Below are 25,831 nucleotides of genomic sequence, written 5' to 3' on the forward strand. Positions count from 1 at the left end.
AGCCGCGACCGCGCCCTGGCAACGACCGTGCAACCGCGGGCACCGCTGCGAATACGACGCTCTGCGGATGGCTGCGCAATGGTTGCGGGTTCGCGCTCGCGGCTTGCGCCGCTCCTACCCGCGTGCCGGTATTTCGCGTCGATGATTTACGACGACGATGGCGTTTCTGCCCATCCCGCGGTCGCGGCTTACGCCGCTCCTACAGGGATGGATTCACCGCGCTCAACGCAGCGGCGGCAAGGCCGGCTGCAGCAAGGCCATGGTGCGGGCCAAGGCGCCGCGGCCCAGTTCGACCAGGGCGCGGCCGGCGTCGATCATCTTGGCGCGTTCGATCGGGTCGGCCAGCAGGCGCTCGACCGCGGCCTCGACCGCCTCGGCGTCGGCGCCGATCCGCAAGGCACCGGCGGTTTCCAGGCGCTGCGCGATCTCGACGAAGTTGTGCAGGTGCGGGCCGGTCACGATCGGGGTGCCGGTCGCGGCCGGTTCGAGCAGGTTGTGCCCGCCGATCGCCTGCAGGCTGCCGCCGACGAAAGCGACGTCGGCACAGGCGTAGAAGCTCATCAGTTCGCCGAGGGTGTCGATGACGAAGACATCGTCGCCCGGCTGCGGCCAGCGCGCGCGCGAACGCGTCGACACCTGCCAGCCGGCGCTGCGGGCATGTTCGGCGACGACCCGGAAGCGTTCCGGATGGCGCGGCGCCCACAACAGCAGCAGGTCGGGGAAACGCTCGCGCAGGCGCCGATGCATGGTCACGGTCGCGGCCTCTTCGTCCTCGTGCGTGCTCGCCGCGATCCACACCGGCCGCTCACCGGTGTGGCGGTGGCATTCGAGCGCAAACTCGTCGAGTGCGTCGGGCACGTTGACGTCGAACTTGAGGTTGCCGGTCTCGGTGACTTGCTCGGGGCGCGCGCCGAGTTCGACGAAACGCTCGCCGTCGGCGCGCGACTGCGCCGCCACCGTGCGCACCGTGCGCAGGGCGCGCCCCACCAAGGGCGCCAACACGCGGTAGCCGCGCAGCGAACGCTCCGACAGGCGCGCATTGAGGATATAGGCCGGAATACCGCGGTCGCGGCAGCCGAACAACAGGTTCGGCCACAACTCGGTTTCCATGATCAGCGCCGCGCAGGGCTGGTGATGGCGCAGGAAACGCCCGACCGCGCCGGGCAGGTCGTAAGGCAGATACACGTGCTCGACCGAATCGCCCCAGGCCGAACGCGCGCGGTCCGAACCGGTCGGGGTGATCGTGGTCACCAGCAGGCGCAAATCGGGACGGCCGCGGCGCAAGGCGTTCACCAGCGGAATCGCGGCGTTGACCTCGCCGACCGAGACCGCGTGCAGCCACAGGGTGCGGGTCTGCGCGGGGCCGCGATAGATCGCGTAACGCTCGAGCCAGCGCTGGAAATAGGCCGGCTGGCGGAAACCGCGCCAGATCAGGTGATAGATCGTCACCGGCGCCAACAGATACAGCGCGACCGAATACAGGCCGCGCAACAGGCGCTCGATCAAGTCCTTCCGCATCCGACAAGGATAAAGCTTGCGGAGGTGATCCGGTCGTGGATGCCGTCATCGCGCACCGTACCGGACTCGACCGGATGCGCAGAACCGGCGATACGCGGGCATTCGCAGCTCATCGGCGCGGAGGCTGCGAGGCCCGCAGCGCAGCGCAAACCACACACCGCCGGCATCGAACCCCGACGTGCGGATGCCCGCCGCGGTCGCGCTCGTGGCCCGTATTGCACCGGCACTGCACGCTCACCGCATAAACTATGGCCATGGCCGAACCTGTCCTGCCCCCTCGCCCTTCCCTGCTGGTGCCGCGCCTGTGGCCGATGTGGCTCGCGCTGGCCGCGATGTGTTTCGGCGCGCGCCTGCCCTGGGGCCTGCAACGTGCGCTCGGCCGCCTGATCGGGGTCTTCGCCCTGCGCGTGGCGGGCCAGCGCCGACGCGCGGCCCGCATCAACCTGGCCCTGTGCTTCCCGGAAAAGACCGAGGCCGAGCGCGAAACCCTGCTGCGGCAAAGCTTCCGCGATCTCGGCATCGGCTTCTTCGAATTCGCCCGCGCCTGGTGGGGCGGGGTCGCGCCGATGCGGCGCACGGTGCGCATCGAAGGCCTGGAGCGGCTCGACGAGGTGCGCGCGGCCGGACGCGGCGTGCTGATGATCTCCGGCCATTTCATGACCCTGGAGATGTGCGGGCGGCTGATGTGCGACCACTTGCCGCTGGCCGGCATGTACCGCAAGCACCGCAACCCGGTCATGGAATGGGCGGTCAAGCGCGGCCGCCTGCGCTACGCCGCGGCCATGTTCACCAACGAAGAGATCCGTCCGGCGATGCGCCACCTCAAGCAGGGCGGCTTCCTGTGGTATGCGCCAGACCAGGACATGCGCGGCAAGGACACGGTGTTCGCGCCGTTCTTCGGCGTGCCGGCGGCGACGATCACCGCCACCCACCAGTTCGCGCGCCTCAGCGGCTGCGCGGTGGTGCCGTTCTTCCATCGCCGCGAGGGCGCCGATTACATATTGCGCGTCGGCGCACCGCTGGCCGAGTTCCCGTCCAGCGATGCCACGCAGGACAGCACCCGCGTCAACGCCCAGATCGAGGCGATGGTGCGCGAAGCGCCGAGCCAGTACCTGTGGATCCACCGCCGCTTCAAGCGCCGCCCGCCGGGGCTGCGTTCGCCGTACAAGAAGCCCGTCGAGAACGCTCCGGCCTGATCGGCCCGGTCGGGACCAGAACAACGCGACCGCTTACGCCGTCGCGTCGCCCTCGTCCGGCGGCTGCGCCAGCAGGCTGCCGGCGTACAAGGCCGCCAACAGCAAGGTCAGCCCGCCCCAGAAGGTCGAATAGAAGGCCAGGTGGGTGTTGAACGGGAACACCGTCACCAGCAGGGCCAGCATCGCCGGCCGCGCGGCTTCGCGCGCGCGCGCGTCGGCGACCGCCCACGCGCGCCAGGCCAATGCGGCGCCGGCCAGCCATAGCAACAGGCCGAAAGCGCCGGTTTCGGCGAGCACTTCGAGCAGCAACTGGTGCGCATGCAGCGCCGGGCCTTCGCCCCAGGACGTGGTGCGCCCGGGTTGCGGGTCGCAGGCCGGAAAGGCTTCGCGGAAACCGCGTGCGCCGACGCCGTTGAGCGGATGCTCGCCGACCATGCACAGCGCCGCGCGCCAGATGCGCGTGCGCCCCGACAGCGCGCTGTCGAGGCCTTCGACGTCGGCGCTGACGATGTGCGCGGTGCGGGCGAGGCGGTCGTGCACCTGCGGGCTGGTCTGGTCGAGCAGCGCCAGTGCCAGCACGCCGAACGCGAATACGCCGAGCAGGCGTTTCCAGCCGAGCAGGCGCCAACCCGACAGCACCAGCACCAGGCCGTAGGTGATCCACGACGCGCGCGAGCCGGCCAATACCACGACCACGCCGACCGCGGCGGCAGCGACCAACCAACCGCCGAGACGGAAACGGCGGCCGACCGCGTACAGCACAAACGGCGAGAAGCTCGCGATCACCTGGCCGAGCTTGAGATTGCACGGGCCGAGCACGCCGCTGAGGCGGTCGACACTGGCGATCTCGGCGTCCGAACACATGCCGTGGCCGCTGATCGCCTGCTTCAGCGAGTCGATGCCGAAGAACAGCGGGCTGGTGCCGGTGAGGCCTTGCAGCAAGGCATCGACGGTCCACAGGCCGATGATGATGGCCAGGCCGCCGAAGGTGGTGCGTTGCCCCTGCCGGGTCGCGACCGCCGCCGCGACCAGCCACAGGAACGGCAGATAGCGCAGATCGACCGCGGCCTCACGCAAGGCGCGGCCCGGGTCGACCGCATCGGTGGCCGAGATCAGTTCCGGCAACCAGTACGCCGCGAACAAGGCGCTGGTCAGCACCCAGGCCGGATCGCTGAGCAGGCGCGCGCCGGTGTTGAAGCGCACCAGCACCAGTCGCACCAGGGCGGTCAGCGCACCGAGGGTGAGTACGGTTTCGGCATAGCCCGGCGCGAACAGCAGCGCGACATAGGCCAGGATCCAGGCCGGCGCCCAGCGCCAGCCGACGATCGCATGAGGTGCCTCGGCGGGCGGCGGCCCGGACGAAGCCGTCGCCGGATCAGGCGCGGTGTGCGGCATCGACGAGTTCGGCATAGACGGCAAGCGTGGCCTCCTGCATCGCCCGCAGGGAAAACGCCATCGTATCCACAGCCGCGGGCGCTTGCGTTAGCAATTCGCAAGCCGCCGCGCGCAGGGCCTGCAGGTCGAACGGCGCGACCGCGCCGCGCGGCTGCAACTGGGTCAGCAGCTCGCCGACACCGCCGTAATTCCAACCGACCACAGCACGCCCGCAGGACAAGGCTTCGACCACGGTGCGGCCGAAGGCCTCGGGTTTGCGCGAGAGCTGCAGGACCAGATCGCTCGCGGCATAGGCGCGGGCAATCTCGTCGGTCGGTGCGGTGAAGGCGATCGCCTCGCCGATGCCGAGTTGCTGCGCGGCCTGTTCCAGTTCGACGATATACGCCTCGCGCCCGGCTTCGCGCGCGCCCGGCAGCCACAGCCGCGCATCGCGGCCGTCGGCGCGGATCGCGGCGAGCAAGGCCAGCGCATCGGCATGGCCCTTCAGGCGCGTACCGCGTCCGGGCAACAGCAACAAGGGGCCGTCGCCGGCGAGCGCGGGATGCCGCGCCGCGGCCCAGGCCCGCGCCTGCGGATCGGGCCAGGGCGCGTGCGGGAACGCCGCCGGGTCGATGCCGCGCGCAATGATGCGCAGCTTGTCCGGGTCGGTATCGGGATAGTGTTCGAGCACGTAGTCGCGGACCGTGCGCGAGACGCAGATGGTGCGTTCGCCGCGGGTCATCACCGCGCTGTAGCGCGACGGCGAATTGAGCCCATGCACAGTGGTTACAAAGCGCGGCCGCGTCGCCTCGTCCATGCCGCGCCAGGCCAGCAGGCCGATCCAGGCAGGCAGGCGCGAACGCGCGTGGACGATGTCGACCGAGTGCTCGGCCCACAGCCGGCGCAAGGTGAAGCCATGGCGCAGGGTCGAAGGCGATTTGCGCCCGATCGCCAGTTCGATGTGTTCGGCGCCCGAGGCCAGCAGTTGCGGCACCAGGCGGCCGCCGGCCGAGACCACGATGGCGCGATGGCCGGCGCGCACCAACGCTTCGGCGACTTCGAGAGTCGAACGTTCGACGCCGCCGGATTCCAGCTTCGGCAGCAATTGCATCACCGTCAGCCGGCGCATGGTCGGCGTGGGCGGTGTCACGCGGCCGCGATCAGTCGTCGACCAGGGTGAAATGCGCGCCGCAGTACGGGCACTGGCATTCGCGCTCGGCCTCGATCGGCAGGTACACGCGCGGATGCGAGTTCCACAGCGCCATCGACGGCAGCGGGCAGCTCAACGGCAGGTCGGCGCGCGTGACGGTATAGCGCTGCTCGGCGTTGGCCTGGGTGGGATGGGCGTTGGCTGCGGTCATGAGGGACGACGGATGGCGACGCGGGGGTGGCAGTTTAGCAGCGTTGCGGGGCAAGGCCGTGTGCGGGGCGCGGCGGCCGGGTTGGGTACTTTAGGAGCAAATCCCCCCTAGCCCCCTTTTTCAAAGGGGGGGAATCCTTCTGGTGGGTATGGCAGCACTGGCGGCTTGGTCGCCTCCGGGTGCTCTTGATCTCGTAACGACGAAGCGAACGGCTCGATCAGCTAAAGATTGATCGAAGCGATCAAGGCTCAGATCGGCGAAATCCCCGTAACGGGTTCCCCCCCTTTGAAAAAGGGGGGCCAGGGGGGATTTGCTCTTGATTCTTGCTCTTGCTCTCAACCCGCCGGCGGCAGATCGAAAAACAGCAGATCGGCCGTCGTATCGCCCAACCCGGTCGACACCAGCTCGACCGATTCTTCGCGAAACCCCAGCGCATCGCCGGCTTCGAGCGTGCGTCCGCCCACCTCGACCCGCCCCCGCGCGACCTGCAGCCAATACAGCCGCCCCGCGTCGAGCAGGCGTCGCGCGCTGGACCCGGGCGCCAGGGCCAGCGAATACAGGCGCAGGTCTTGGCGCACCGGCAGGCCGCCGTGGGCGCCGTCGCGCGAGGCCAGGAGAACGAACTCGCCGTCGCGCGCTTCGGCCGCCTCGCGCTTGGCGTAGGCGGGTTGGGCGTTGAGCCGGTCGGGCTGGACCCAGATCTGCAGGAAATGCACCGGCTCGCTGTCGGAGCCGTTGTACTCGCTGTGTTCGACGCCGTGACCGGCGCTCATCCACTGCAGCTCGCCGGGGCCGATGACGCCGCCGTCGTCGGCGCTGCCTTTGTGCGACAGGCGGCCGCTCAGCACGTAGCTGAGGATTTCCATATTGGCGTGGCGATGCGGCGCGAAGCCCGCGCCGGCTTCGACGCGGTCTTCGTTGATCACGCGCAAGGCACCGAAGCCCATCCAGGCCGGGTCGTAATAGCCGCCGAACGAGAACGTGTGGCGGCTGTCTAGCCAACCCGCCTGGACCTGGCCGCGGGCGCTGGATGGACGTTCGATGATCATGGGGTCGCGCTTACTTCTTGGCTTCGGGCTTGGGCACCAACGCTTCGGTGGTGATGCGGATGCTGACTTCGTCGCTGACGTTCGGCGCGTACTTGCCGAGGCCGAAATCGCTGCGCTTGAGCGTGGTGCTGGCGTCGAAACCGGCGGCGGCGCGCTTGGCCATCGGCTGCTCGCCGATCTTGTTGATGGTGACGTCGAGCACGGCCGGCTTGGTCACGCCGTGCACGGTCAGCTCGCCGCTCACCTTGAGCTTCTTGTCGCCGGCCGCTTCGACCTTGGTGCTCTTGAAGGTGATGGTCGGGAATTTCTCGGCGTCGAAGAAATCGGCGCTCTTGAGGTGCTCGTCGAAATCCGGCACGTGCGAATCCAGGCCGTCCAGCGGGATCGTCACCTGCACCGAGGACGCCGCCGGCTTGGCCGGATCGTAGGTGATGGTGCCGTCGACCTTGCCGAAATGCGCGACCGGGTTGGAGAAGCCGAAGTGGCTCCAGCCGACCACCACGTCGGTGTGGTTGGGGTCGATCTTGTAGGTCACGGCGGCGGCGCTGGCGGTGCCGGCGAAGGCCAGGCCCAGGGCAGCGGCAAGCAGGATGCGCTTCATGGTGAGTTCCTCGAATGGAGTCGTAAGGGGATGGATCGTATGGGTCGGGGGTAACGACATCACGGCACTATTGCGCAAGCAAGCGCGGGCCGGCTTCGGCCCGCGCCGGAAGCGTGGCGGCGCGCACGCCTCAATCGATGCGCGCGGCTTCGTCGAACGGCAGGCGCGGCGAACGCGGGAACAGCGCCGCCGGCGCGCCGACGCCGAGGTTGATCAGGAAGTTCGACTTGATCTGGGTGCCGCCAAAGAAGGCCTCGTCGACCTTGGCGTTGTCGAAGCCCGACATCGCGCCGGTGTCCAGGCCGAGCGAACGCGCCGCGAGGATCAGATAGGCGCCCTGCAGGCTGCCGTTGCGGAAGGCGGTGGTGCGGATGTGCTCGTCGTTGCCGGCGAACCAGCTGCGGGCATCGGCGTGCGGAAACAGGTAGGGCAGCTTGTCGTGGAACTCCAGGTCGTGGGCGACGATCACCGTGACCGGGGCGGCCATGGTCTTGGCCAGGTTGCCCTCCGACAACGCCGGGCGCAGCTTTTCCTTGGCTTCGGCCGACTTCACGAACACGAAGCGCGCCGGCGAGCCGTTGGCGCTGGTCGGCGCCCATTTGACCAGGTCGTACAGCTGGCGCAGCGTCTCGTCGCTGACCTCGCCGCCGAGCTCGTTATGCGTGCGGGCGGTGCGGAACAGTTGATCGAGGGCTTCGTCGTTCAGGGGCCTGGACATCGTCTTCTCCATGAGGCTGCCGCGCTGGGCATTGATCGGGAGACGAAGTGTAGAGTCTCAATCTGACCTTAGAACCGACAATCCCGGAACGGATTAAGCGCATCTGTGCAACGAAACGGTCTTTCTGCCAAAACTAGCTCCACGGCTGCAACCTGGATCCTGACCGACGGCCATGCCGGCAATCAGCGCCAAGCCAATGCCCTGACCCAGGCCCTGGGCCGGCCGGCGATCGATTGGACGCTGAGCCCGCGTGCGCCCTGGCGCTGGGCCTCGCCACGGTGCCTGCCCGGCGCCGGCCAGGCCTTCGGCCCCGAATTCGTCCGCGCCCGCGGCGCCCGCCCGGCGCTGGTGATCGGTTGCGGCCGCCAGGCCGCGCTGGCCACCCGGCTGCTGCGCGGCGACGGCTGCGCGGCGGTGCAGATCCTCGACCCGCGCATCTCGCCGAAACACTGGGACCTGGTGATCGCGCCCGAGCACGACGGCCTGCACGGCAGCAACGTCGTCACCCTGCTCGGCAGCCTCAACCCGGTCGACGACCTGTGGCTGGCCGGCGCGCGCAGCGCCTTTCCCGCGTTCGGCGCCCTGCCCGGGCCGCGTACGGCCTTGTTGCTCGGCGGCCCGAGCGCGCACGCGAAGTTCGACCAGGCCGCGTTCGACGTGCTGGCGACGCAGTTGCAGACCCTGCTCGAACGCGAGTCGGGCAGCCTGTTGGCGACCACCTCGCGACGCACTCCGGTCGAGATCCGCGCGCGCCTGCGCCAGCGTCTGGCACGCCTGCCGCGGGTGTCCTGGTACGAGCCCGGCGAGGGCAGCAACCCGTATCCCGGCCTGCTCGGCTGGGCCGACCGCATCGTCTGCACCGCCGACTCGGTCAACATGCTGTCGGAAGCCGCGGCCACGCGCGTGCCGGTGTTCGCCTTCGGCATCGAGCGCGTCGACGGCCGCCCGGGCCGTTTCGTCGACAGTCTGCTCAGCCTCGGCCGCGTACGGCCCTTCGACCAACGCTTGTCGGCCTACCCGGTGACGCCGTTGCGCGAAACCGCGCGGGTCGCGCAGGAAGTCCGGCAACGGCTGGGCCTGCGCGACTGAGCATTCGGCCGACGGCCGCGCCTAGCGGGCTTGGCGCGGGTTGGCGAAGTTGCCGATGAAATACAACTCGTTGTAACGCCGCCCGGGCTGCGCTTCGTGGAAAACGGCGTGGTCGTAGAAATACAGCGCATTGCCTTCGATCACGCCGAGCTCATGACAGCGCGCGAGGATCGCGCGTTCGGTCTGCGGCGTATGCGTGTCTACTTCCCGCACCAGTTCCTCGATCGGCACGCGCCGATGCCCGGCGGTGGCATAGGCGATGAAGAAATCCGCATCGAGAAAGTCGCAATCGAAGTCGCGGTGCGCCGGGCAACCCGAACCGCTTACTTCCATGCCGTCGAGATAGCGCTCGAACGCCTGCGGCGATTGCGTGGTCGTGCCCATCCACACCGAAATCATGCCGCGCGCGGTGTCGTCGATCATGCCTGCGGCCCGCTCATGACGCCTCGCGCAGGCCCTGCGCCTGCATCGCCGTGGAGATGGCCGCGCGCGAGGCAGCGATCGCCTCGGTCTCGACCACCCGGCGCGGGCGCCGGTCGAGCGTGCATTCCAGGCCCGCCGCCAGCAAGGTCGTATGCGCCACGCGCAGCGAGGCGGCCTGGGTGTCGTCGAAGGCGCCGCTGCGGCGCGCCGCCTCGATCAGGCCGGCCGAGTCGCGCGGCGACAACAGGGCGCGCTCGCGCACCGAATCGCGCAACACCAGGTATTGCAGCAAAAACTCCAGGTCGACCAGGCCGCCCTCGCCTTGCTTGAGGTCGAAATAGGCGGCGTCGCTGCGGTCGAGTTCGGCGCGCATCTTCAGGCGCATCTTGGCGACGTCGTCGCGCAACTTGGCCGGGTCGCGCTCGCGCGCCAGGGTGCGTTCGCGCACCGCCTCGAAGCGCTCGTGCAGGCCGGCATCGCCGGCGACGAAGCGCGCACGCACCAGGGCCTGGTGCTCCCAGGTCCAGGCGCGCTCGTACTGGTAGTCGCTGAAGCTGGCCAAGGACGACACCAGCAGGCCCTTGGCGCCGTCCGGGCGCAGGCGCACGTCGACGTCGAACAAACGCCCGGCCGCGGTGACCGCGCCGAGCAGGGCGACGATCTTCTGCGCCAGGCGCGCGAACCAGCGCCCGGCGTCGAGCGGACGCGCGCCGTCGGACTGCGCCCCGCCTTCGATCGCCGGCGCGTCGTACAGAAACACCAGGTCGAGATCGGAACCGAAACCGAGTTCCTCGCCGCCGAGGCTGCCGTAACCGAGCACGGCGAAACGCGCGTCCGGCACGCGGCCATGCGCACTCGCCACTTCCTGCTCGGCCAAGGCCAGGATGCGCATGACCACGCCGTCGGCGAGCCAGGCGAGCTGGCGCGCGCTCTGCTCGGCGCTCTGGCGGCCGTCGCGCAGGGCCATGGCGATGCGGAAGCTCAGCGACTGCCGCACCTCGTTGAGCGCCTGCAGCGTCGCCTCGGCATCGTCGCCGCCGTCGACCTCGGCGCTGGCCGCCTGCAGTTCTTCCCGGCCCGGCAAGGGGCCGACCACGCGCGCGTCGAGCAACTCGTCGAGCAGCAGCGGATGCGAGGCCAGGCGCTCGGCCAGCAAGGCGCTGCGCGACACCGCCTCGACCAGGCGCGACAACGCCGCCGGCTGCTCATCGAGCAAGGCCAGGTAGGCGCTGCGGCGCAGGACGTTGTGCAGCAATGCGAGCAGTCGCTTGAGCGCGAGCATCGGCTGCGACGAGGTCGCCGCGCCCTGCAGCAGCGCCGGCAACACTCGGTCCAGGCGCGTACGCGCGGCATCCGACAAACCGCGCACGCCGGGGCTGCGGGCGAAATCGCGCAGCGCGCCGTCGGCATCGGCAGCGGCCTCGAAGCCGGCCTCGGCCAAGGTCTCGGCATCGCCGGACTCGGGCAGCGCGCGCCAGTACGCGGTCAGGGCATCGGGCGCGGCGCGGCGGCGGCGCGGCGCGAGCAAGGCCTCGAACTCGCCGGTCACGCGTTCGCGCCAACGTTCGAGTTCGCCCGCCAGCGCATACCAATCCGGATAGCCCAGGCCGACGGCGATGCGCAGGCGGTCGCTTTCGGCCGCCGGCAAGGCATGGGTCTGGGCGTCGCGCAGCATCTGCAGGCGGTTCTCCAGACGGCGCAGGAAGCGATAAGCCTCGGCCAGCGACTCGCCGGTTTCTTCGGCGATCTGGCGCAGCGCGATCAATTCGCGCAGCGCAGGCAACAGACGGCGCCCGCGCAGTTCGGCTTCGCGGCCGCCGCGGATCAGTTGCAAGGCCTGGACCAGGAATTCGATCTCGCGGATGCCGCCGGGGCCGCGCTTGATGTCGTCGGCCAGTTCCTTGCGCGCGACCTCGGCGCTGATCGCCGCCTTCATCGCGCGCAAACCGTCGAGCGCGCCGAAGTCGAGATAACGCCGATACACGAACGGCCGCAACGCATCCAGGAAGCGTTCGCCGGCCTCGAGGTCGCCGGCCACCGGGCGCGCCTTCTGCCAGGCATAACGCTCCCAGTCGCGGCCTTCGCGCTGGAAATACTGTTCCATCGCCGCGAACGACCAGGCCACGCGACCGGCGTTGCCGTAGGGGCGCAGACGCAAGTCGACGCGGTGGCAGAAGCCGTCGGCGGTGATCTCGTCGAGCAAGCGCGCCAGTTGCTGGCCGAGCTTGGCGAAATAAGCCTCGGCGTCGAGCGCGCGCGCGGCGTCGCGGCCGTCGAACTCGGTGCTGCCGTCGTGCTCGTAGGCGTAGACCAGGTCGACGTCGGAACTGAAATTGAGCTCGCCGCCGCCGAGCTTGCCCAGGCCGAACACGACCAGGCGCACGCGTTCGCCGTCGCGGGTGCGCACCGCGCCGTGGCGGCGTTCGAATTCGTCTTCGAGCGCGCTCAATGCGACCTGCAGGCAAACCTCGGCCAAGCGAGTGCTGCCCTCCAAGGTGTCCTCGACCCGGTCCAGGCCGAGCGTGTCGCGCCAGATCAGGCGCGTCGAACCGGCGGCGCGGTAACGGCGCAGGCGCGCGCCCCAGTCGGCGCGGAACTCGGCCTCGAGCGAAGGCGGCGGCGGTTCGCTCGCGCCGTCGTCGGCGCCGAGCGCGAGCAACAAGGCCGGTTGCCGCACCAAGGTGTCGATGGCGAAGTCGCTGACCGCGGCGACGCGCGCCACCCGCGCGGCCAGGCCGGCATCGTCGAGCGCGGCGCGCGCCTCCGGCGAGGCGGCGCGCAAGCGCGTCAGCGCACGCTCGGCGAGCGCGTGTTCGAGTGCTGGGCCGTCGTGGGGAAGAGTCGAAGAGAAAGACGCGGACATGCGGCGATGATGGCATGCCGTTGCGCGGCATCGGAATCGGAATCGGCGTGGATGAGGAACGAGGAGTGAGAAGCGAGGCCAGCGGAGCTACGACCGATGCCGCGCTCGCGGCGCGCCTGGCCGGTGCATCGAACGAGCAGCGATTCCGATGCCTGCATTCGGCCGTGCGGCGCGACGCCGGGCGTGGCGGCAGTCAACGCGCTCGCACCTTGCTTTCGTCGGCCCCGTTCGCACGAACTCGATCGGCCGATGCAGGCGTTCGCGACGACGCCGGACCCGCCACAAAACCTTCGGGCATAAAAAAGCCCGCTTCCGGTAGAACCGGTTGCGGGCTTGCTCCCTCCCCCACGTCGGGATGCGGGGCGATCGTGAAGGAAGCGTTATCCCCTTTGCACGCTGCACTGCAAAACAGAACTCCCCAGTTCATTTGAAGCACTGAGAACGATTCCCGATACGGATCGGCAAAGCCTGTCGCGGCGCGGATGTTACCGATGACATCGGATTCATCGCTGTGACCGTAAGCGCGTGGCGCTCTCGCGGCCGAAGAAACCTGAATAGGGAAGCCCTGCGCTCGCTTGCGCCAAACGGTCGCAGCCCGGCGGCATGAATAGCGTGACGCTGCGCGCGCTCATGAACCGCTTTGTCCTGTCGGCCACGCTCCTGCCGTTGATTTGGCGTGCTCCCCGTATCTATATGGAAGCCACCCGCGTCCACGGAGGAGGCGCCATGCCCCGCAATCCAGCATTCCCCCGCAGCTTGCTGACGGCCTGGGCCATGTGCCTGGCCCTGTCGGCCTGCAGCCATGCCTCATCGCCCCGTTCAAGTACCAACGCACCCAAGGAGGACCCCATGACCGCCACCGGCACCACCCCACTCAGCGGCGACGAGGTCAGCCGCCGCATGCTCAAGCTGATCGGCAGCCTGGCGTCCAATGCCGACCTGACCGCCGAGCACCTGGAGAAACACACCGGTCTGGCCATGCGGAAGGCCGACAGCGGCGACGGCTCGTTCGGCGCCGGCGCCCAGATCCATCCGGACTGGTCGTACAACCTCTACGTCACCCGCCCGGCCGGTTCGCAGAAGAACAAGCTGATCTTCGACTTCGCCCGCACCGGCAACGAGCGTGCGCCGATGACCCCGATCTGCGGCCTCGACTTCGACGCCTATGCCAAGGAGCTCAAGGGCATGGGATTCCAGGACAGCGCCTCGTACGGCGAACACGGCCGCGTCGACCACTGGAATTTCCAGCGCCCGACGCTGACGCTGCAGGTCTTCATCGAGGGCGAGTCCAACGATTCGCCGGAGAAGATCGGCCATCGCTGCGTCAAGACCATCACCATCGAATAAGGCAGGGAAGCCGTCATGCCGACTCCGACCAGTACCGAGCTGCAGAAGCTGCTCGACGAATTCGCCAAGCAACCCGGCGTCACCGCCGAGGTCGCCGCGAACCTCAAGACCACCATCGCCAATTCGCCCACCCTGGCGGCGCAGGTCGACGACGCCATCGCCAAGGGCCACCTGAAATCGTTCAAGCCGCTTACCGACGCACATGCCGGCGGCGCCTACAACGGCAAAGAGCAGGCCATGCTGTTGCCGATCAACGGCCTGACCAAGCCGCCGGCGGGCAGCTACAACGCCGGCAACATGACCTTCGTGCTCGGCCACGAAGTGCAGCACGGCTTCTACCGCACCGATCGCGACACCGCGCTCAAGACCTTCGCCACCGAAGCCACCGCGCTGGCCAAGACCGTCGGCGACAAGCACGACTACACCGCGACCATCGGCAAGGTCATCCAGGCCGACCGCGACAACGAAGCCAAGGCGCACATCGCCGGCTGGAACGCACTGGTCGGCAGCGTGCGCGAAGCCAAGCCGACCGCGACCCTGGCCGACGTCTACAACGCCTCGCCCGGCCGCGCCGGCGACTTCATGACCCGCGGCGGCACCGCGCCCAACTTCACCTATGCGCTCAAGGCCGACCTGACCGTCGATGCGAACCTGTCGATGGCGATGAGCGCCGACAACGTCAAGGCGATGGGCAAGTACTACTTCGACATGCCGCCGGCGCAGGCGCGCCTGGGCCACAACGGCAATTCGGACTACGCCAACTACTACGGCGCCGGCTACATCAGCTACGTCAGCCAGCTCGAACACGCCCACGGCAAGACCGCGGCCGGCGGCAAGCCCGAGCTGCACGTCAACCTGACCCAGCTCAAGCTCAACGAAAACATCATGGAGCAGAACGGCATCGACCTCGGCGCCAATTCCGCCAACCGCCAGCCTTACTTCGACACCAGCAGCACGCCGCCCAGGGCCGGGCACTTCGACCACACCAAGTCGACCCATACCCACGTCAACATCAACACCTCGCCGCTGGACCTGCTCAACGAACTGCGCGGCGACCCGCATGCGCACGGCAAAGGCGACCCGCGCCATGCCGAGCATCCCGACCACGCCTTGTTCCGCGGCATCCTCGACAAGGTCAACGGCGAGTTCCACAAGCACGGCGGCAGCGTGTCCGAGCGCGACGCCGACCGCATCGCCGCCGGCCTGACTCTGGAGAGCAAGCGCAACCGGCTCACTCCGGACCATGTCGTGCTGAGCGTCGATCCGGCCACCCAGGAAGTCGGCAAAACCGCGTTCCTGGTCCAGGGCGACCTCGCCAGCCCCACCCATACGCGCGTCAGCGTGGCGACCGATCGCACCGCGCCGGCGGAAGAATCCTTCCGCCAACTCGAAGCCCTGAACCAGGCCCAGGCGCCGGCCCAGCAGGCCGCGCAAGGGCAGCAACAGACCGCATCGCGAGCGACCCCCGCACTGTAAACAGCAGCAACAGCACCGCGGCGATTCAGAACGCCGGCGCGCAAGGCGCCGGCGGTCCACCGAGACACCTTCCAGTGCCGATCCGGCACTTCACCGTAGTGCCACCAGGAACCCAAGCATGGACCGCAATTCCCAGACCTCGGCTGTGAATGCGCAACGCTGGCCGACACCGCGAGCGCAACCTCTCGCTCTCGCTTGCCTGCTCGCCGCTGCCCCCCTGACCCTCGCCGCGCAGGACAACGCGCCGCGCAATTTCGACGAACCGGTCTTGGCGCGCATGCTGCGCTCGGGCGACGCCAAGACGCCGTCTCTGCTTCTGACCAAGAGCGGCCCGCAACCGCTGGACACGCATGAGGCCGTGCTCGACCTGCGCATCGTGTATACCGAGTCGAAGATCTGGGACCCGGGGCATACGCGCTTCGACACCGTCAAGCTGCGTTCCTATCAAAGCCCCGGCACCAATCCCAAGGTGCCGTTCGTGGCGCCGACCATCGTCACCGCACCCGGCGAAACCGTGCGCGTGCGCCTCGACAACAGCCTGCCGAAAGAAGATTGCGCGCCGGTCGGCATCAACGTGCCGCATTGCTTCAACTCGACCAACCTGCACTCGCACGGCCTGTGGGTCAGCCCGACCGGCAACAGCGACAACGTGCTGCTGACCCTGCGTCCCGGAGTGAAGTTCGAATACGAGTACAACCTGCCCGCCGATCACCCGGCCGGCACCTTCTGGTATCACCCGCACCTGCACGGCTCGACCGCGCTGCAGGTATCCAGCGGCATGGCCGGCGCGCTGATCGTACGCGGCAACCGCCTGCCCTCGAACGATCGCAACGGCGACCTCGACACGCTGCTGCGCGATCAAGGCGGCACGCCCTACCAGGAACGCCTGTTGCTGTTCCAGCAGGTCGCCTACGCCTGTCGCGATCGGCCCGAGCCCGGCAAGACGCTCGGCAAGATCAAGACCGACGAGAACGGCTTCTGGCGCTGCGATCCGGGCGATGTCGGCGGCATCGAAGCCTACGACCAGTTCGGGTTCCCGGGTGGCAAGAGCCTGTGGGAACTCTCCGGCCGCTACACCAGCATCAACGGCGAAGTGCTGCCCAATTTCTACGAACTCAAAGCCGGCCGCATCGAACGCTGGCGCCTGGTGCACGCCGGCGTACGCAACAGCATCAACCTGCAACTGCGCGCGGTGCGCGCGGGCGCCGCCAGCATCGAGGGCTTGTCCGGACCGGCGCTCGACGGCTGGGTGACCCAGAACTGCACCGGCCCGCTGCTGCCGCAGTTCGAGGTCGCCGCCGACGGCCTGACCCATGGCCAGGCGATCGAGAAAAGCGAAATCGTCCTGCAGCCGGGTTATCGCAGCGACGCCCTGGTCGTGTTCCCGCAAGCTGGCCAGTACTGCGTGATCGACGGCGCCGCACCGGCCACCGCCAGCATCACCAACGCCGCCGAAAACCGGCAATTGCTCGGCCTGGCCAACGTCGCCGCGACCGCGGTGCCGCCGGTCGCCGACATCCGCGCCTACCTGACCGAGAACCTGATCACCTCGGCGAAGTACCTGATGCCGGACGGCGTCCGCGCCAAGGTCGTCGCCGACCTCAACGACCGCCTGCGGCTGACGGCGTTCGTGCCGCACAAGGACATCGCCACCGGCGACCTCACCGGCAAGCAGAAACTGGAATTCTCGATCAAGGGCGAGGACTACATGGTCGACGGCAAAACCTACGACCCGAAGAGCGGGCGCGACCTGGTGCTCGGCAATGTCGAGGAATGGCGCCTGACCTCCACCGTCGGCAGTCATCCCTTCCACATCCACGTCAATCCGTTCCAGGTGGACCGCATTCTGAACAAGGAAGGCAAGGACGTCAGCGTCACCGGCGACCCGGGCGACTCGCAGTACGCCAACACCAAAGGCACCTGGAAGGACACCTTGTTCGTCAAGAGCGGCTACCAGTTGTTCGTGCGTACCCGCTACGAACGCTACATCGGCGAGTACGTCCTGCACTGCCACATCCTCGACCACGAGGACCAGGGCATGATGCAGAACGTGCGCATGCTGGTGCCCGACGGCAAGGGCAACGGCATCGGCAACGGCCACCATTGAGGCACGAGGAGATCGCGGCACGAGCGNCGATCCACGCATGTCTGCTGTAGGAGCGGCGTAAGCCGCGACCAACCGAAGCGATAGATCCCACGCCTCATCCCGAAGCCCGGCGCCCCGCCTGCGAAACCGGACCGGCATCGTTACCGCGATAGCGCGGTCGCGGCTCACGCCGCTCCTACAGGGGAGCCGCTACGGGCAGATCCAGGCGATCCGCGCCTCAGCGCTCCACCCGCTTCGCATACTCGGCCATGTCGATGCGCAGGATGCGGCGCAGCTCGAGGATCGCCTGCGGGGTCTCCTGCACGCTGTGGCCGGAGGGGATCACCTTCTCCGAGAGCGCACCATCGAGATGCGCGCTGCGGTACGGCACCGCGCCGTCGCTGGATTGCAGCAGCGGCAGCTTGAGATCGCGCTGGCCGACGATGGTGTGGTAGGGCAGGCCCGATTCGATCGGCAGGTTTTCGGTGCTGCGCATGAACAACGAGTTCGGGCTGAGGTCGTCCGGGCCGGTCGGCGGGCGCCCCTTGCGGAAACCGATCTTCTGCAATTCGTCCTGGCCGACTTCGTTGCGCTGGGCCAGTTCGGCGGTTTCGCGCAATACGTCGAACGGCAAGCGGATCAGCTTGCGCACCATCCGCAACGGCCAACCGTCGGTGACCACCGCGCCGCGATGCGGCGAGGCCAGGAATACCGCGCGTTCGAACTGCGGCATCGCCTTGAACACGGTCAGCTCGCGCACCATCGGCTCGTTGCGCAGGCGCTGCGCGGCGGCTGGGTCGAAGGCCTGCAAGGTCGCATCGAGGACGTGGTCGCCGCTGTCGCTGACCAACAGGCGCGAGATCACCCCGCCCATGCTGTGCCCGACCAACACCGCATCGCGGCCGGCGACATCGTCGCCTTCGGGATCATAATGGGCGAAGGTCTGGGTCAGGGCCGAGTCGATCGCCGCGCGATTGGACAGGATGCTGAGGTTGGTCGGATAGAACACCTGCCACAGTTGGTAATGCTTGCGCAGGGTTTCGTCGCCGAGCAGTTCGTTGGCGAGATTGACCCAGGCCTCAGGGCTGCTGGCCAGGCCGTGCACCAGCACGATCACGCGCTTGTCGGGGTCGTAGGGCTGGTTGAGGTAGATGCGCGGCTTGAACGCGCGCGCCTGCTTCGGCCGCAGCAGGCTCGACAGGCTCAACCGCGCCAGTTCCGAACGCGCCAGCCAGATGCCGTAGGCGGCCGAGTAGTTCGCCGCCAGCGGCACCTTGCGCCCGGCGATGGTCTCGCTGTCGATGCGATAAGGGTTGTAGACGTCCATGCGCGCGGTGCGGCTGGCGAGCACGGCATCGAGCCCGCCGTCGCCGTCGAAACGCAGGGTCGCGGTGACCGGCAGGTAGCGGGTGTCGCGGTAGGGCGTGTCGGCGGCATCCGGGTCGCTGCGCGAACGGCGCGGGAACACCGCCACCAGGGCGGTGCCGAAACCGTCGCGGCGATACACCGCGCGCAGGTTGTCGAAACCCAGGGTGTCCGAGGCGAGCAAGGCTTCGGGCTGCTGGGTCAGCTCGGTGGCTTCGTAGCCGTGCAGGGCGATGCTCAGTTCCAGCCCGCCGACCTGTAGGGGCGTAGTGCCGATCTGGCCGCGGCTGGCCTCGAACGCGGCCTGGGCGACGACGTCGATGGCGCGGTTGTAGAAACGCAGCACGCGCTCCTGGCGCGCCTCGAACACGCGCTGCTCGGGCGTGCGCGGGCTCAGGAACAAATAGGCGTAGGCATAGCGCGCGGTCTCGATCGCCGCGCGCGTGCGCAGGTCGCTGTCGACGTCCGGCGCCACGACCGGGCTCTCCGACGGTTCGGCCCGCTTCGCGATCCCGGCGCTCTCGGCGGCCTTGGTCACGGTCGCCGGCGCGGCGTTCATGCGCAGCAGTTGCAACTCCGCCGCGGTCGCCAGCCAGTCTTCGACCGCCGCCAGCGGCCGCAACTGCGCGATGCAGGGCTCGGGCTCGCGCGCGCATTGCTCGGGGTCGAGGCCGGCCGAACCCAGCGCGGTCGCCGCCGCGGTGCTCAGGCGCCCGCCGCTGAGCGCGTCGACGTTGCGTTCGACCGCGACCTCCCCGAACGCGCGTTCCTTGACCTTGACCACGGCGCAGCCGCTGCCGCCGAGCAGCACCAATCCCGCCAACAAGCCGACCCAAGCACGCATGTCCTATCCACCGGGCAAAAAACCGTTCGCATTGTCGAGCGCGCCCGCTCCGGCGTAAACACCGGCGCGCCTTCACGCCAAGCCCGCCAGGGCGTTCCCCGTATCGACTCCTCCGCTTTCTGTCTTGCGCGCACGAGGCGCCCGTCATGCACCCATCCGGAAATCCCGCAGAGTCAGGCCAGCCCGAAATTCACGTGCAGCACATCGCCTGCGCCAACAACGCCGCGTTCGTGCTGCGTTTCATCATCCAGCGCCTGGACGGCGACCGGGCCATCAGCCAGGCCCCGGCCGGCGGCGCATTCGCGGCCGGGCTGACCCGCAGCGTCGACCTGTCCGCGATGCGCTTCCACGGCGATGCGCTGCGCGTGGGAGAACGCGTGCGCGTGCGCGCGCGCGCGATCGGAGGGACGCGCCGCGACGGCCCGTCGGTGGCCTACGCGCCGAACGGCCATACCGCTACCTTCAGCGTGCGCGGCACTACCTTGAGCTTTTCGATCAATCGCATCTGAGGCATCCGACCATGACCGCGTCCCACGCGCTGGAAGGCCAATCCACCGATTGGCTGCGCGACAGCGAAGATCTGCTGGTCCGCTTCGGCCTCAACGACGAGGATGCCGATGCCCGCCATCGCAATCGCGGCGCGCAGGCGCATATGTTCACCGACGCGCGCCTGCCGCAGCTCGCACCCGATCGCGTGTTTCCGAATCTGGTCGCGGTGAGCCGCGGCGCGGCGCTGTCGATCCAGATCCGCGCGCGATCGCCTGGGCCGCTGGGCTTCGGTTTCCGCATCGCCACCGGTGCCGAGCCGGTGGTGGATCGCCTCTACGCCGTCCAGCGCGACGACCCGTTGGGCTTTCGTAGCGTCACCGTGCGCCGGTTCCAGCACGAAGCGAATCTGATCACCGTCGATCTGATGCGCGCGCGGCTCGGCCATTCGCATCGCCTGGCCGCACTGCAACAGCTGTGGACCTGCGACATCATCACCTGGGACGTGCACCAGTTTCTCGACCCGATCACCGCGCAGGTCTATACCCGGAACAATCGGCGCTTCCCACCGACGCCGCCCGCCGGGCGGCTGGACACCCGGCGCGGCACCGCGCTGGAGGCGGGCGGCGGCGCGGCGCTGCAGGTCAACGCCGGGGTCGTCTGGGCCGACGGCAGCGCCGAGCAAACCTTCGAACGCATCCAGGTGCAAGACGAAGGCGACCCGGATCGGGACTTCTTCGGCCGGCTGCGGGTGCATTTTTTCGTCGTCGATCCGGATTGAGCGGCCGCGCGCCGCGCCCGCCGTAGCGCCCAACCGAGGGCTCCGCATGCTCGTCACCATCGCATTCACCGGCGAACCCGATCGCGACCTCGTCCTGCGCCTGATGCCGGACACCTCGTTGCGGCAGGTTCGCGAACAACTCGCGGGCCTCGACGCGATGGCGCCGGGGGACCGCTTCGGTTTCGGCAATGCCCGCCTAGATCCGTCGATCGAGGCGGAGACCAAACTCAAGGAAGTGATCGGCGAGGACGCCGTGCTCAGCGTACGTCCGGCGCCGCGCGCGCCGGAACCGGAACCGGAACCTGAGCCAGAACCCCAGCCGGAGCCCGAACCCGAACCGGCACCGGCGCCCGCGCCGCCGCGTCCGGCGCTGCGCCCCACCGCGCCCACGGCGCAGCCCGCCGAAGCGAGCTGGGGGCTGCGCAACGAAGACGAAGCCCCGGACTTGCTCGCGAACCTGCAGGGCCGGTTGGCCGGGTTCAGCGTGCGCACGCCGGACGAGTTCACCGCGCTGCCGCTGGCGACGGTGCAGGCGCTGTTCGCCGCCCGCCGGCTCGACCGCGGCCTGCGTTTCGGCCCCGATCCGGGCGACGCCTTGTTCGGTGCCCGCTCGCCTCGTTCGCCGGTGGTCTACCGGCATCCGCAGCGGCCGCCGCGTTCGGGCGGAGTGTCCTTCACCTCGCGCTGGACCATCAGCGCCACCGCCAGCCGGGTGCTGCACGAACTGCACACGCGCAGCATCCACAACGCCAACGCCGGTGGCGGCGTCAACGGCTTCGGCCTGGCCGCGGATTTCCGCCGCGATCTCGAGCGTTTGCGACGCAACGAAGTCACCACGATCCATCTGACCGACGAGATGATCGCGCCCAGAGTCGTGCTGATGCTGGACCCGGACACCGATCTGGACGTCGCGCCCGAGTTGGTCGAAGCCGTCGACCGCGCGCTGGCGACGCCCGGCCGGGCCGGACAATACGAAGCGCTGCACGAGCGCGTGTTCGCCGCGTTCGGTTATTTCTTCCCGTGCGAGGCCTTGCTCGGCGGCACGCGCATGCGCACGCTCAGCGCGATCAGCGAAGACCTGCAGGAGCAAGAGCAGTTGCTGTCGGGCTTCGGTTTCGGCGCCGCCGCGAAGGACGCGCCGACCCGCTTCGGCCCGGCCAGCGGCGACATCGGCTTCGCCAGCGCCGACCAGCAGCGCTCCAATCATCGCCACATCCGCCAGTTGCGCGAGCAGAGCATCCGCACCGTCGGCGGGCATCCGGCGCTGGGCCTGTCGGACGAGTTGGCCCTGCAATGGATGGCCGGATTGGACGCGGTGGAGCTATGGAAAACCATCGGCCATCGCCGGCTGGTGCCGATCCTGCGCTTTCTGCCTGCCCGGCAACGCGACCGCTGTGTCAGCCTGATCGATCAATTCGCCGGTTCCGGCGCCAGCGCGCGCTATACCGTGCTGGACATGGCCGCTTACGTGATGCCGCTCAATCGCGATTTCCTCGGCACGATTCTCTAGCCCGCGGTCGCGCGCCGAATCGACAGAAACCCCGCCTTCCGACGGGGTTTTTCGATGCGTGCGACGGCGAACGGCTGGATCGGAAATCGATACCGCGATCGTGGTGCGCGGCGCGATCGGCGCCGCACGGCATGCCGCAAAAAAAGAACCCCGCCTTTCGGCGGGGTTCCTTATGTTGCTTCATGGCGATCGGTCGATCAGAAGTCCATGCCGCCCATGCCGCCCATGCCGCCGCCGCCCGGCATCGCCGGCTCGTCCTTCTTCGGCAGCTCGGCGACCATCGCTTCGGTCGTGATCATCAGACCGGCGATCGAAGCCGCGTTCTGCAGCGCGGTGCGGGTGACCTTGGTCGGGTCCAGGATGCCGAACTCGAGCATGTCGCCGTATTCGCCGTTGGCGGCGTTGTAACCGAACGCGCCCTTGCCTTCCTGGACCTTGTTCAGGATGACCGACGGCTCTTCGCCGGCGTTGGTGACGATTTCGCGCAGCGGGGCTTCCATCGCGCGCAGGGCGATCTGGATGCCGTGGTTCTGGTCTTCGTTGGCGCCCTTGAGGCCCGAGATCGCGGCCTTGGCGCGCAGCAGCGCGACGCCGCCGCCCGGGACGATGCCTTCTTCCACGGCAGCGCGGGTAGCGTGCAGCGCGTCTTCGACGCGAGCCTTCTTTTCCTTCATCTCGATCTCGGTCGATGCGCCGACCTTGATCACCGCCACGCCGCCGGCCAGCTTGGCCACGCGCTCCTGCAGCTTCTCGCGGTCGTAGTCCGAAGAGGTCTCTTCGATCTGCGCCTTGATCTGCTTGATGCGGGCCTGGATCGAATCGCCGTCGCCGGCGCCGTCGATGATGGTGGTGTTCTCCTTGGAGACCTGCACCTTCTTCGCGCGGCCGAGATCCTTGATCGTCGCCTTTTCGAGCTGCAGGCCGACTTCCTCGGAGATCACGGTGCCGCCGGTCAGCACGGCCATGTCTTCCAGCATCGCCTTGCGACGGTCGCCGAAGCCCGGGGCCTTGACGGCGCAGACCTTGACGATACCGCGGATGGTGTTGACCACCAGGGTCGCCAACGCTTCGCCTTCGACTTCCTCGGCGACGATCAGCAGCGGCTTACCGGCCTTGGCCACGCCTTCCAGCACCGGCAGCAGGTCGCGGACGTTGGAGATCTTCTTGTCGTACAGCAGCACGAACGGGTCGTCGAGCTCGGCCGACATCGACTGCTGGTTGTTGATGAAGTACGGCGACAGGTAGCCGCGGTCGAACTGCATGCCCTCGACGACGTCGAGTTCGTTCTCAAGGCCCGAGCCGTCTTCGACGGTGATCACGCCTTCCTTGCCGACCTTGTCCATCGCCTGGGCGATCAGGTCGCCGATGTCGGCGTCGGAGTTGGCGGAGATCGCGCCGACCTGGGCGATTTCCTTGCTGGTCGAGGACGGCTTGGAGAGCTTCTTGAGCTCGGCCACGGCCTCGATCACGGCCTTGTCGATGCCGCGCTTGAGGTCCATCGGGTTCATGCCGGCCGCAACGGCCTTCATGCCTTCGCGGATCAGCGCCTGGGCCAGCACGGTCGCGGTGGTGGTGCCGTCGCCGGCATTGTCGGAGGTCTTGGAAGCGACTTCCTTGACCATCTGCGCGCCCATGTTCTCGAACTTGTCGGCCAGCTCGATTTCCTTGGCGACGGACACGCCGTCCTTGGTGATCGTCGGCGCGCCGAAGCTCTTCTCGAGCACGACGTTGCGGCCCTTCGGACCGAGGGTGGCCTTCACGGCATTGGCGAGCACGTTGACGCCGCGCACCATCTTGGCGCGCGCGTCCTCACCGAAACGAATTTCTTTAGCGGACATGGTTGGAACTCCGGGAATGGGGAATAGGGAATAGGGAATCGAGAGAGCGCATTACGGAGTCGGAACGGAAACCCGGGAGGCAGCGCAAGCGCTTACCGATTCCCGATTCCCTATTCCCGACTCCCGCCCGATCAGCCGACGATCGCGAGGACGTCGTCTTCCTTGAGGATCTTGTATTCGACGCCGTCCTGCTTGTAGGAGCTGCCCGAGTACTGGCCGTAGATGACCTTGTCGCCGACCTTGAGCTTCGGCGCGCGCACGCTGCCGTTGTCCAGGGCCTTGCCTTCGCCGATGGCGACGACTTCACCCTTGGTCGACTTTTCCTTGGCGGCGTCGGGGATGATGATTCCGCCGGCCGAGATTTCGTCGGCTTCGATCGGCTTGACCACAACGCGGTCGTAAAGCGGCTTGAGATTCATGGCAACCCTCTGTAAGTGCTTGAATGGGTGGAGAAAGGACGGGAATTTTAGCAGTCGCCCCCGGAGAGTGCCAACGCCGGGGACAAAAGCGCCCGGACGAACCGGGACTGCACGCTAGATGAGGCGGTCCCGGGAGCCTTTCAAGGGGTGGGCGACGAAATCCTGGCGCCGGTCGATGACAGGCCGGGTACCGGCCCGCTCGCGCAGCCCGACCGCTCAGGTCCCGAGCCGCTTCAGGTAGGCAGTCGGGGTGGCGCCGAGGCTGCGCCGGAACATGGCGATGAAGGCGCTGACGCTGTCGTAGCCCAGGTCCAGGGCGATGGCGGTAACCGCATCGCCGGCGGCCAGGCGCTCCAGCGCCCGCATCAGGCGCGCGCGCTGCCGCCATTGCAGCAGGCTTTGGCCGGTCTGCGCGGCGAAGCGCCGGCTCAGGCTGCGCTCGGACAGATGCGCGAACGCGGCCCACTCGGCCAGGCCGCGCGGGTCGGCCGGATCGTCGGCCAGGGCCTGGGCGACGCGCAGCAAGTGCGGGTCGGTCGGCATCGGCAGGCCGATCGGCCGCTGCGCCGGGTCCGCGGGCCTGCTGAGAGCGGGCCCATCCAGTGCGAACCCGCTTAGAGCAGGCTCGCCCAGGGCGATCTCGTCGAGCAGCACCTGGGCGAGCCGGGCCTGGGCCGGGCCCAGGGGCGCGTCGCCCGGCCATTGCGCGGCCCGCGCGACCGCCTCGCGCAACAGACCGGACACGCGCAGGGCGCAGGCTTGCGCCGGCAGCGCCGCGCAGGCGGATTCGGCGACGTAGACGCTCCAGCCGGAAAAGGCGGCGCCGTGCGAGCGCAGCGAATGCTCGGCCTGCGGCGGCACCCATACCGCATCGGTGGCCGGCACGACCCAACGCCCTTGCGCGGTGCCGACGGTCAGCAAGCCGCGGTGCGCGCCGAACAACTGCCCGCGTGCGTGTCGGTGCGCGGCGGTGTCGCGCACGCCGGCGCGGGCCATCGTCACGGCGATCACCACCGGTCCGTCGGCGGAATCGGCGCGGAGCGCGGCGAGCAGAGGGTCGGACATTGGCTGGAACGCGCTATCGAATGGCCGGGGCAACGTAGCAGAGCGCCGTCGCCGAACCCAGCATGATCGCTTCATCCCGAACGGAGCCGCGCCATGCGAGCCGAAGACTTGTTGCCCGACCATCTCGACCACACCCGCATCGACGGCGTCCTCGTGCGCAAAGGATCGGTCGGCGCGTTTCTCGCCAATGCGCGGGTCTGGTCGGATGGCGATGCCGATGCGCGTGCGCAGGCCGAACGGCATATCGCCGAGGCGTTGCCGGCCTTGCGCGCGTTGGGTCTGTTCGAGGTATTGGAGATTCGCGATCCGGGGCTGCGTGCGTGGGTTGCCGGGCAAGGATAGGAATGGCGGACGCGTAAGGGCCGAGGTTTCGTCGCGTCCCTGGTTCGCGGTCGCGGCTCGCGGCGCTCCTGGCCGTAGCC

General features: G+C 68.6%; 22 protein-coding genes. 9 read left to right on the plus strand and 13 right to left on the minus strand.

Going from position 1 to position 25,831, the window contains the following annotated elements; translation table 11 throughout:
* Window positions 1-222 precede the first annotated feature (222 nt).
* A complete protein-coding gene (waaA, locus tag ACTJJK_RS18890) occupies window positions 223-1,518 on the minus strand; it encodes a lipid IV(A) 3-deoxy-D-manno-octulosonic acid transferase (RefSeq protein ID WP_031370318.1) in 1,296 nt (431 codons plus the stop codon).
* Between the two features lie 254 nt (window positions 1,519-1,772).
* Between waaA and lpxL the strand changes: the two genes are divergently transcribed.
* Complete coding sequence (lpxL, locus tag ACTJJK_RS18895) at window positions 1,773-2,714, plus strand: LpxL/LpxP family Kdo(2)-lipid IV(A) lauroyl/palmitoleoyl acyltransferase (RefSeq protein WP_031370317.1); 942 nt, start codon at window positions 1,773-1,775, stop codon at window positions 2,712-2,714.
* Window positions 2,715-2,747: 33 nt separating this feature from the next.
* On the opposite strand, the gene ACTJJK_RS18900 is transcribed toward lpxL, so the two are convergent.
* The 6 genes from ACTJJK_RS18900 to ACTJJK_RS18925 all read right to left on the minus strand — a co-directional run bounded on the left by ACTJJK_RS18900 (window position 2,748) and on the right by ACTJJK_RS18925 (window position 7,817).
* A complete protein-coding gene (locus ACTJJK_RS18900) occupies window positions 2,748-4,109 on the minus strand; it encodes an O-antigen ligase family protein (protein ID WP_081930553.1) in 1,362 nt (453 codons plus the stop codon).
* Complete coding sequence (locus ACTJJK_RS18905; protein WP_440730967.1) at window positions 4,090-5,217, minus strand: glycosyltransferase; 1,128 nt, start codon at window positions 5,215-5,217, stop codon at window positions 4,090-4,092. Before ACTJJK_RS18905 ends, ACTJJK_RS18900 begins: the two co-directional genes overlap by 20 nt.
* 31 nt (window positions 5,218-5,248) lie before the next feature.
* Window positions 5,249-5,449: a zinc-finger domain-containing protein gene (locus ACTJJK_RS18910; protein WP_031370314.1), complete on the minus strand. Its 201-nt coding sequence runs from the start codon at window positions 5,447-5,449 to the stop codon at window positions 5,249-5,251.
* A 335-nt stretch (window positions 5,450-5,784) separates the two neighbouring features.
* Window positions 5,785-6,498 carry a pirin family protein gene (locus ACTJJK_RS18915; protein WP_031370313.1) on the minus strand — a complete coding sequence of 238 codons (714 nt, stop codon included), beginning with the start codon at window positions 6,496-6,498 and terminating at the stop codon, window positions 5,785-5,787.
* 10 nt (window positions 6,499-6,508) lie between these two features.
* Window positions 6,509-7,099 carry a YceI family protein gene (locus ACTJJK_RS18920; RefSeq protein WP_031370312.1) on the minus strand — a complete coding sequence of 197 codons (591 nt, stop codon included), beginning with the start codon at window positions 7,097-7,099 and terminating at the stop codon, window positions 6,509-6,511.
* 130 nt (window positions 7,100-7,229) lie between these two features.
* A complete protein-coding gene (locus tag ACTJJK_RS18925; protein WP_408950949.1) occupies window positions 7,230-7,817 on the minus strand; it encodes a malonic semialdehyde reductase in 588 nt (195 codons plus the stop codon).
* Between the two features lie 105 nt (window positions 7,818-7,922).
* Here ACTJJK_RS18925 and ACTJJK_RS18930 point away from each other — a divergent pair, with 105 nt between their 5' ends.
* The gene (locus ACTJJK_RS18930; RefSeq protein ID WP_051884315.1) at window positions 7,923-8,906 is read left to right on the plus strand and encodes a mitochondrial fission ELM1 family protein; all 984 of its coding nucleotides are present in this window, start codon (window positions 7,923-7,925) and stop codon (window positions 8,904-8,906) included.
* A gap of 21 nt (window positions 8,907-8,927) precedes the next feature.
* Here ACTJJK_RS18930 and ACTJJK_RS18935 read toward each other — a convergent pair whose 3' ends face one another.
* Window positions 8,928-9,329 carry a hypothetical protein gene (locus tag ACTJJK_RS18935; protein WP_440730955.1) on the minus strand — a complete coding sequence of 134 codons (402 nt, stop codon included), beginning with the start codon at window positions 9,327-9,329 and terminating at the stop codon, window positions 8,928-8,930.
* A gap of 13 nt (window positions 9,330-9,342) precedes the next feature.
* A complete protein-coding gene (gene glnE / locus ACTJJK_RS18940) occupies window positions 9,343-12,192 on the minus strand; it encodes a bifunctional [glutamate--ammonia ligase]-adenylyl-L-tyrosine phosphorylase/[glutamate--ammonia-ligase] adenylyltransferase (protein WP_440730956.1) in 2,850 nt (949 codons plus the stop codon).
* 849 nt (window positions 12,193-13,041) lie between these two features.
* Here glnE and ACTJJK_RS18945 point away from each other — a divergent pair.
* The 3 genes from ACTJJK_RS18945 to ACTJJK_RS18955 all read left to right on the plus strand — a co-directional run bounded on the left by ACTJJK_RS18945 (window position 13,042) and on the right by ACTJJK_RS18955 (window position 17,122).
* A complete protein-coding gene (locus tag ACTJJK_RS18945) occupies window positions 13,042-13,539 on the plus strand; it encodes a hypothetical protein (RefSeq protein WP_051884314.1) in 498 nt (165 codons plus the stop codon).
* 15 nt (window positions 13,540-13,554) lie between these two features.
* The gene (locus ACTJJK_RS18950; protein ID WP_440730957.1) at window positions 13,555-15,015 is read left to right on the plus strand and encodes an XVIPCD domain-containing protein; all 1,461 of its coding nucleotides are present in this window, start codon (window positions 13,555-13,557) and stop codon (window positions 15,013-15,015) included.
* A gap of 118 nt (window positions 15,016-15,133) precedes the next feature.
* On the plus strand, window positions 15,134-17,122 hold the full coding sequence (locus tag ACTJJK_RS18955) for a multicopper oxidase family protein (protein ID WP_440730958.1): 1,989 nt from the start codon (window positions 15,134-15,136) through the stop codon (window positions 17,120-17,122).
* A 217-nt stretch (window positions 17,123-17,339) separates the two neighbouring features.
* On the opposite strand, the gene ACTJJK_RS18960 is transcribed toward ACTJJK_RS18955, so the two are convergent.
* Window positions 17,340-19,310 carry an esterase/lipase family protein gene (locus tag ACTJJK_RS18960; protein WP_440730959.1) on the minus strand — a complete coding sequence of 657 codons (1,971 nt, stop codon included), beginning with the start codon at window positions 19,308-19,310 and terminating at the stop codon, window positions 17,340-17,342.
* A 194-nt stretch (window positions 19,311-19,504) separates the two neighbouring features.
* Between ACTJJK_RS18960 and ACTJJK_RS18965 the strand changes: the two genes are divergently transcribed.
* From ACTJJK_RS18965 to ACTJJK_RS18975, 3 genes are read left to right on the plus strand one after another with little or no spacing between them, the layout of a single operon-like run.
* The gene (locus ACTJJK_RS18965) at window positions 19,505-19,819 is read left to right on the plus strand and encodes a hypothetical protein (RefSeq protein ID WP_031370303.1); all 315 of its coding nucleotides are present in this window, start codon (window positions 19,505-19,507) and stop codon (window positions 19,817-19,819) included.
* Between the two features lie 11 nt (window positions 19,820-19,830).
* Window positions 19,831-20,577, plus strand: coding sequence for a hypothetical protein (locus ACTJJK_RS18970; protein ID WP_440730960.1), 747 nt, complete (start codon window positions 19,831-19,833; stop codon window positions 20,575-20,577).
* A 46-nt stretch (window positions 20,578-20,623) separates the two neighbouring features.
* Entirely contained in the window at window positions 20,624-22,087 is a 1,464-nt protein-coding gene (locus ACTJJK_RS18975) for a hypothetical protein (RefSeq protein ID WP_440730961.1), read from the plus strand.
* A 197-nt stretch (window positions 22,088-22,284) separates the two neighbouring features.
* Here the strand turns inward: ACTJJK_RS18975 and groL are convergent, their stop codons facing one another.
* The 3 genes from groL to ACTJJK_RS18990 form a co-directional block, all read right to left on the minus strand.
* Window positions 22,285-23,925, minus strand: a complete 1,641-nt coding sequence (groL, locus tag ACTJJK_RS18980; protein WP_031370300.1) for a chaperonin GroEL — start codon at window positions 23,923-23,925, stop codon at window positions 22,285-22,287.
* Window positions 23,926-24,056: 131 nt separating this feature from the next.
* A complete protein-coding gene (locus tag ACTJJK_RS18985; protein WP_031370299.1) occupies window positions 24,057-24,344 on the minus strand; it encodes a co-chaperone GroES in 288 nt (95 codons plus the stop codon).
* A 216-nt stretch (window positions 24,345-24,560) separates the two neighbouring features.
* Window positions 24,561-25,409, minus strand: a complete 849-nt coding sequence (locus tag ACTJJK_RS18990) for an AraC family transcriptional regulator (RefSeq protein ID WP_031370298.1) — start codon at window positions 25,407-25,409, stop codon at window positions 24,561-24,563.
* A 93-nt stretch (window positions 25,410-25,502) separates the two neighbouring features.
* On the opposite strand from ACTJJK_RS18990, the gene ACTJJK_RS18995 reads away from it, so the two are divergent.
* Window positions 25,503-25,751, plus strand: a complete 249-nt coding sequence (locus ACTJJK_RS18995) for a hypothetical protein (RefSeq protein ID WP_031370297.1) — start codon at window positions 25,503-25,505, stop codon at window positions 25,749-25,751.
* Window positions 25,752-25,831: the final 80 nt, after the last annotated feature.

It is taken from the genome of Lysobacter sp. 22409 (assembly GCF_052045105.1).
Lineage (GTDB): Bacteria > Pseudomonadota > Gammaproteobacteria > Xanthomonadales > Xanthomonadaceae > Lysobacter > Lysobacter antibioticus_B.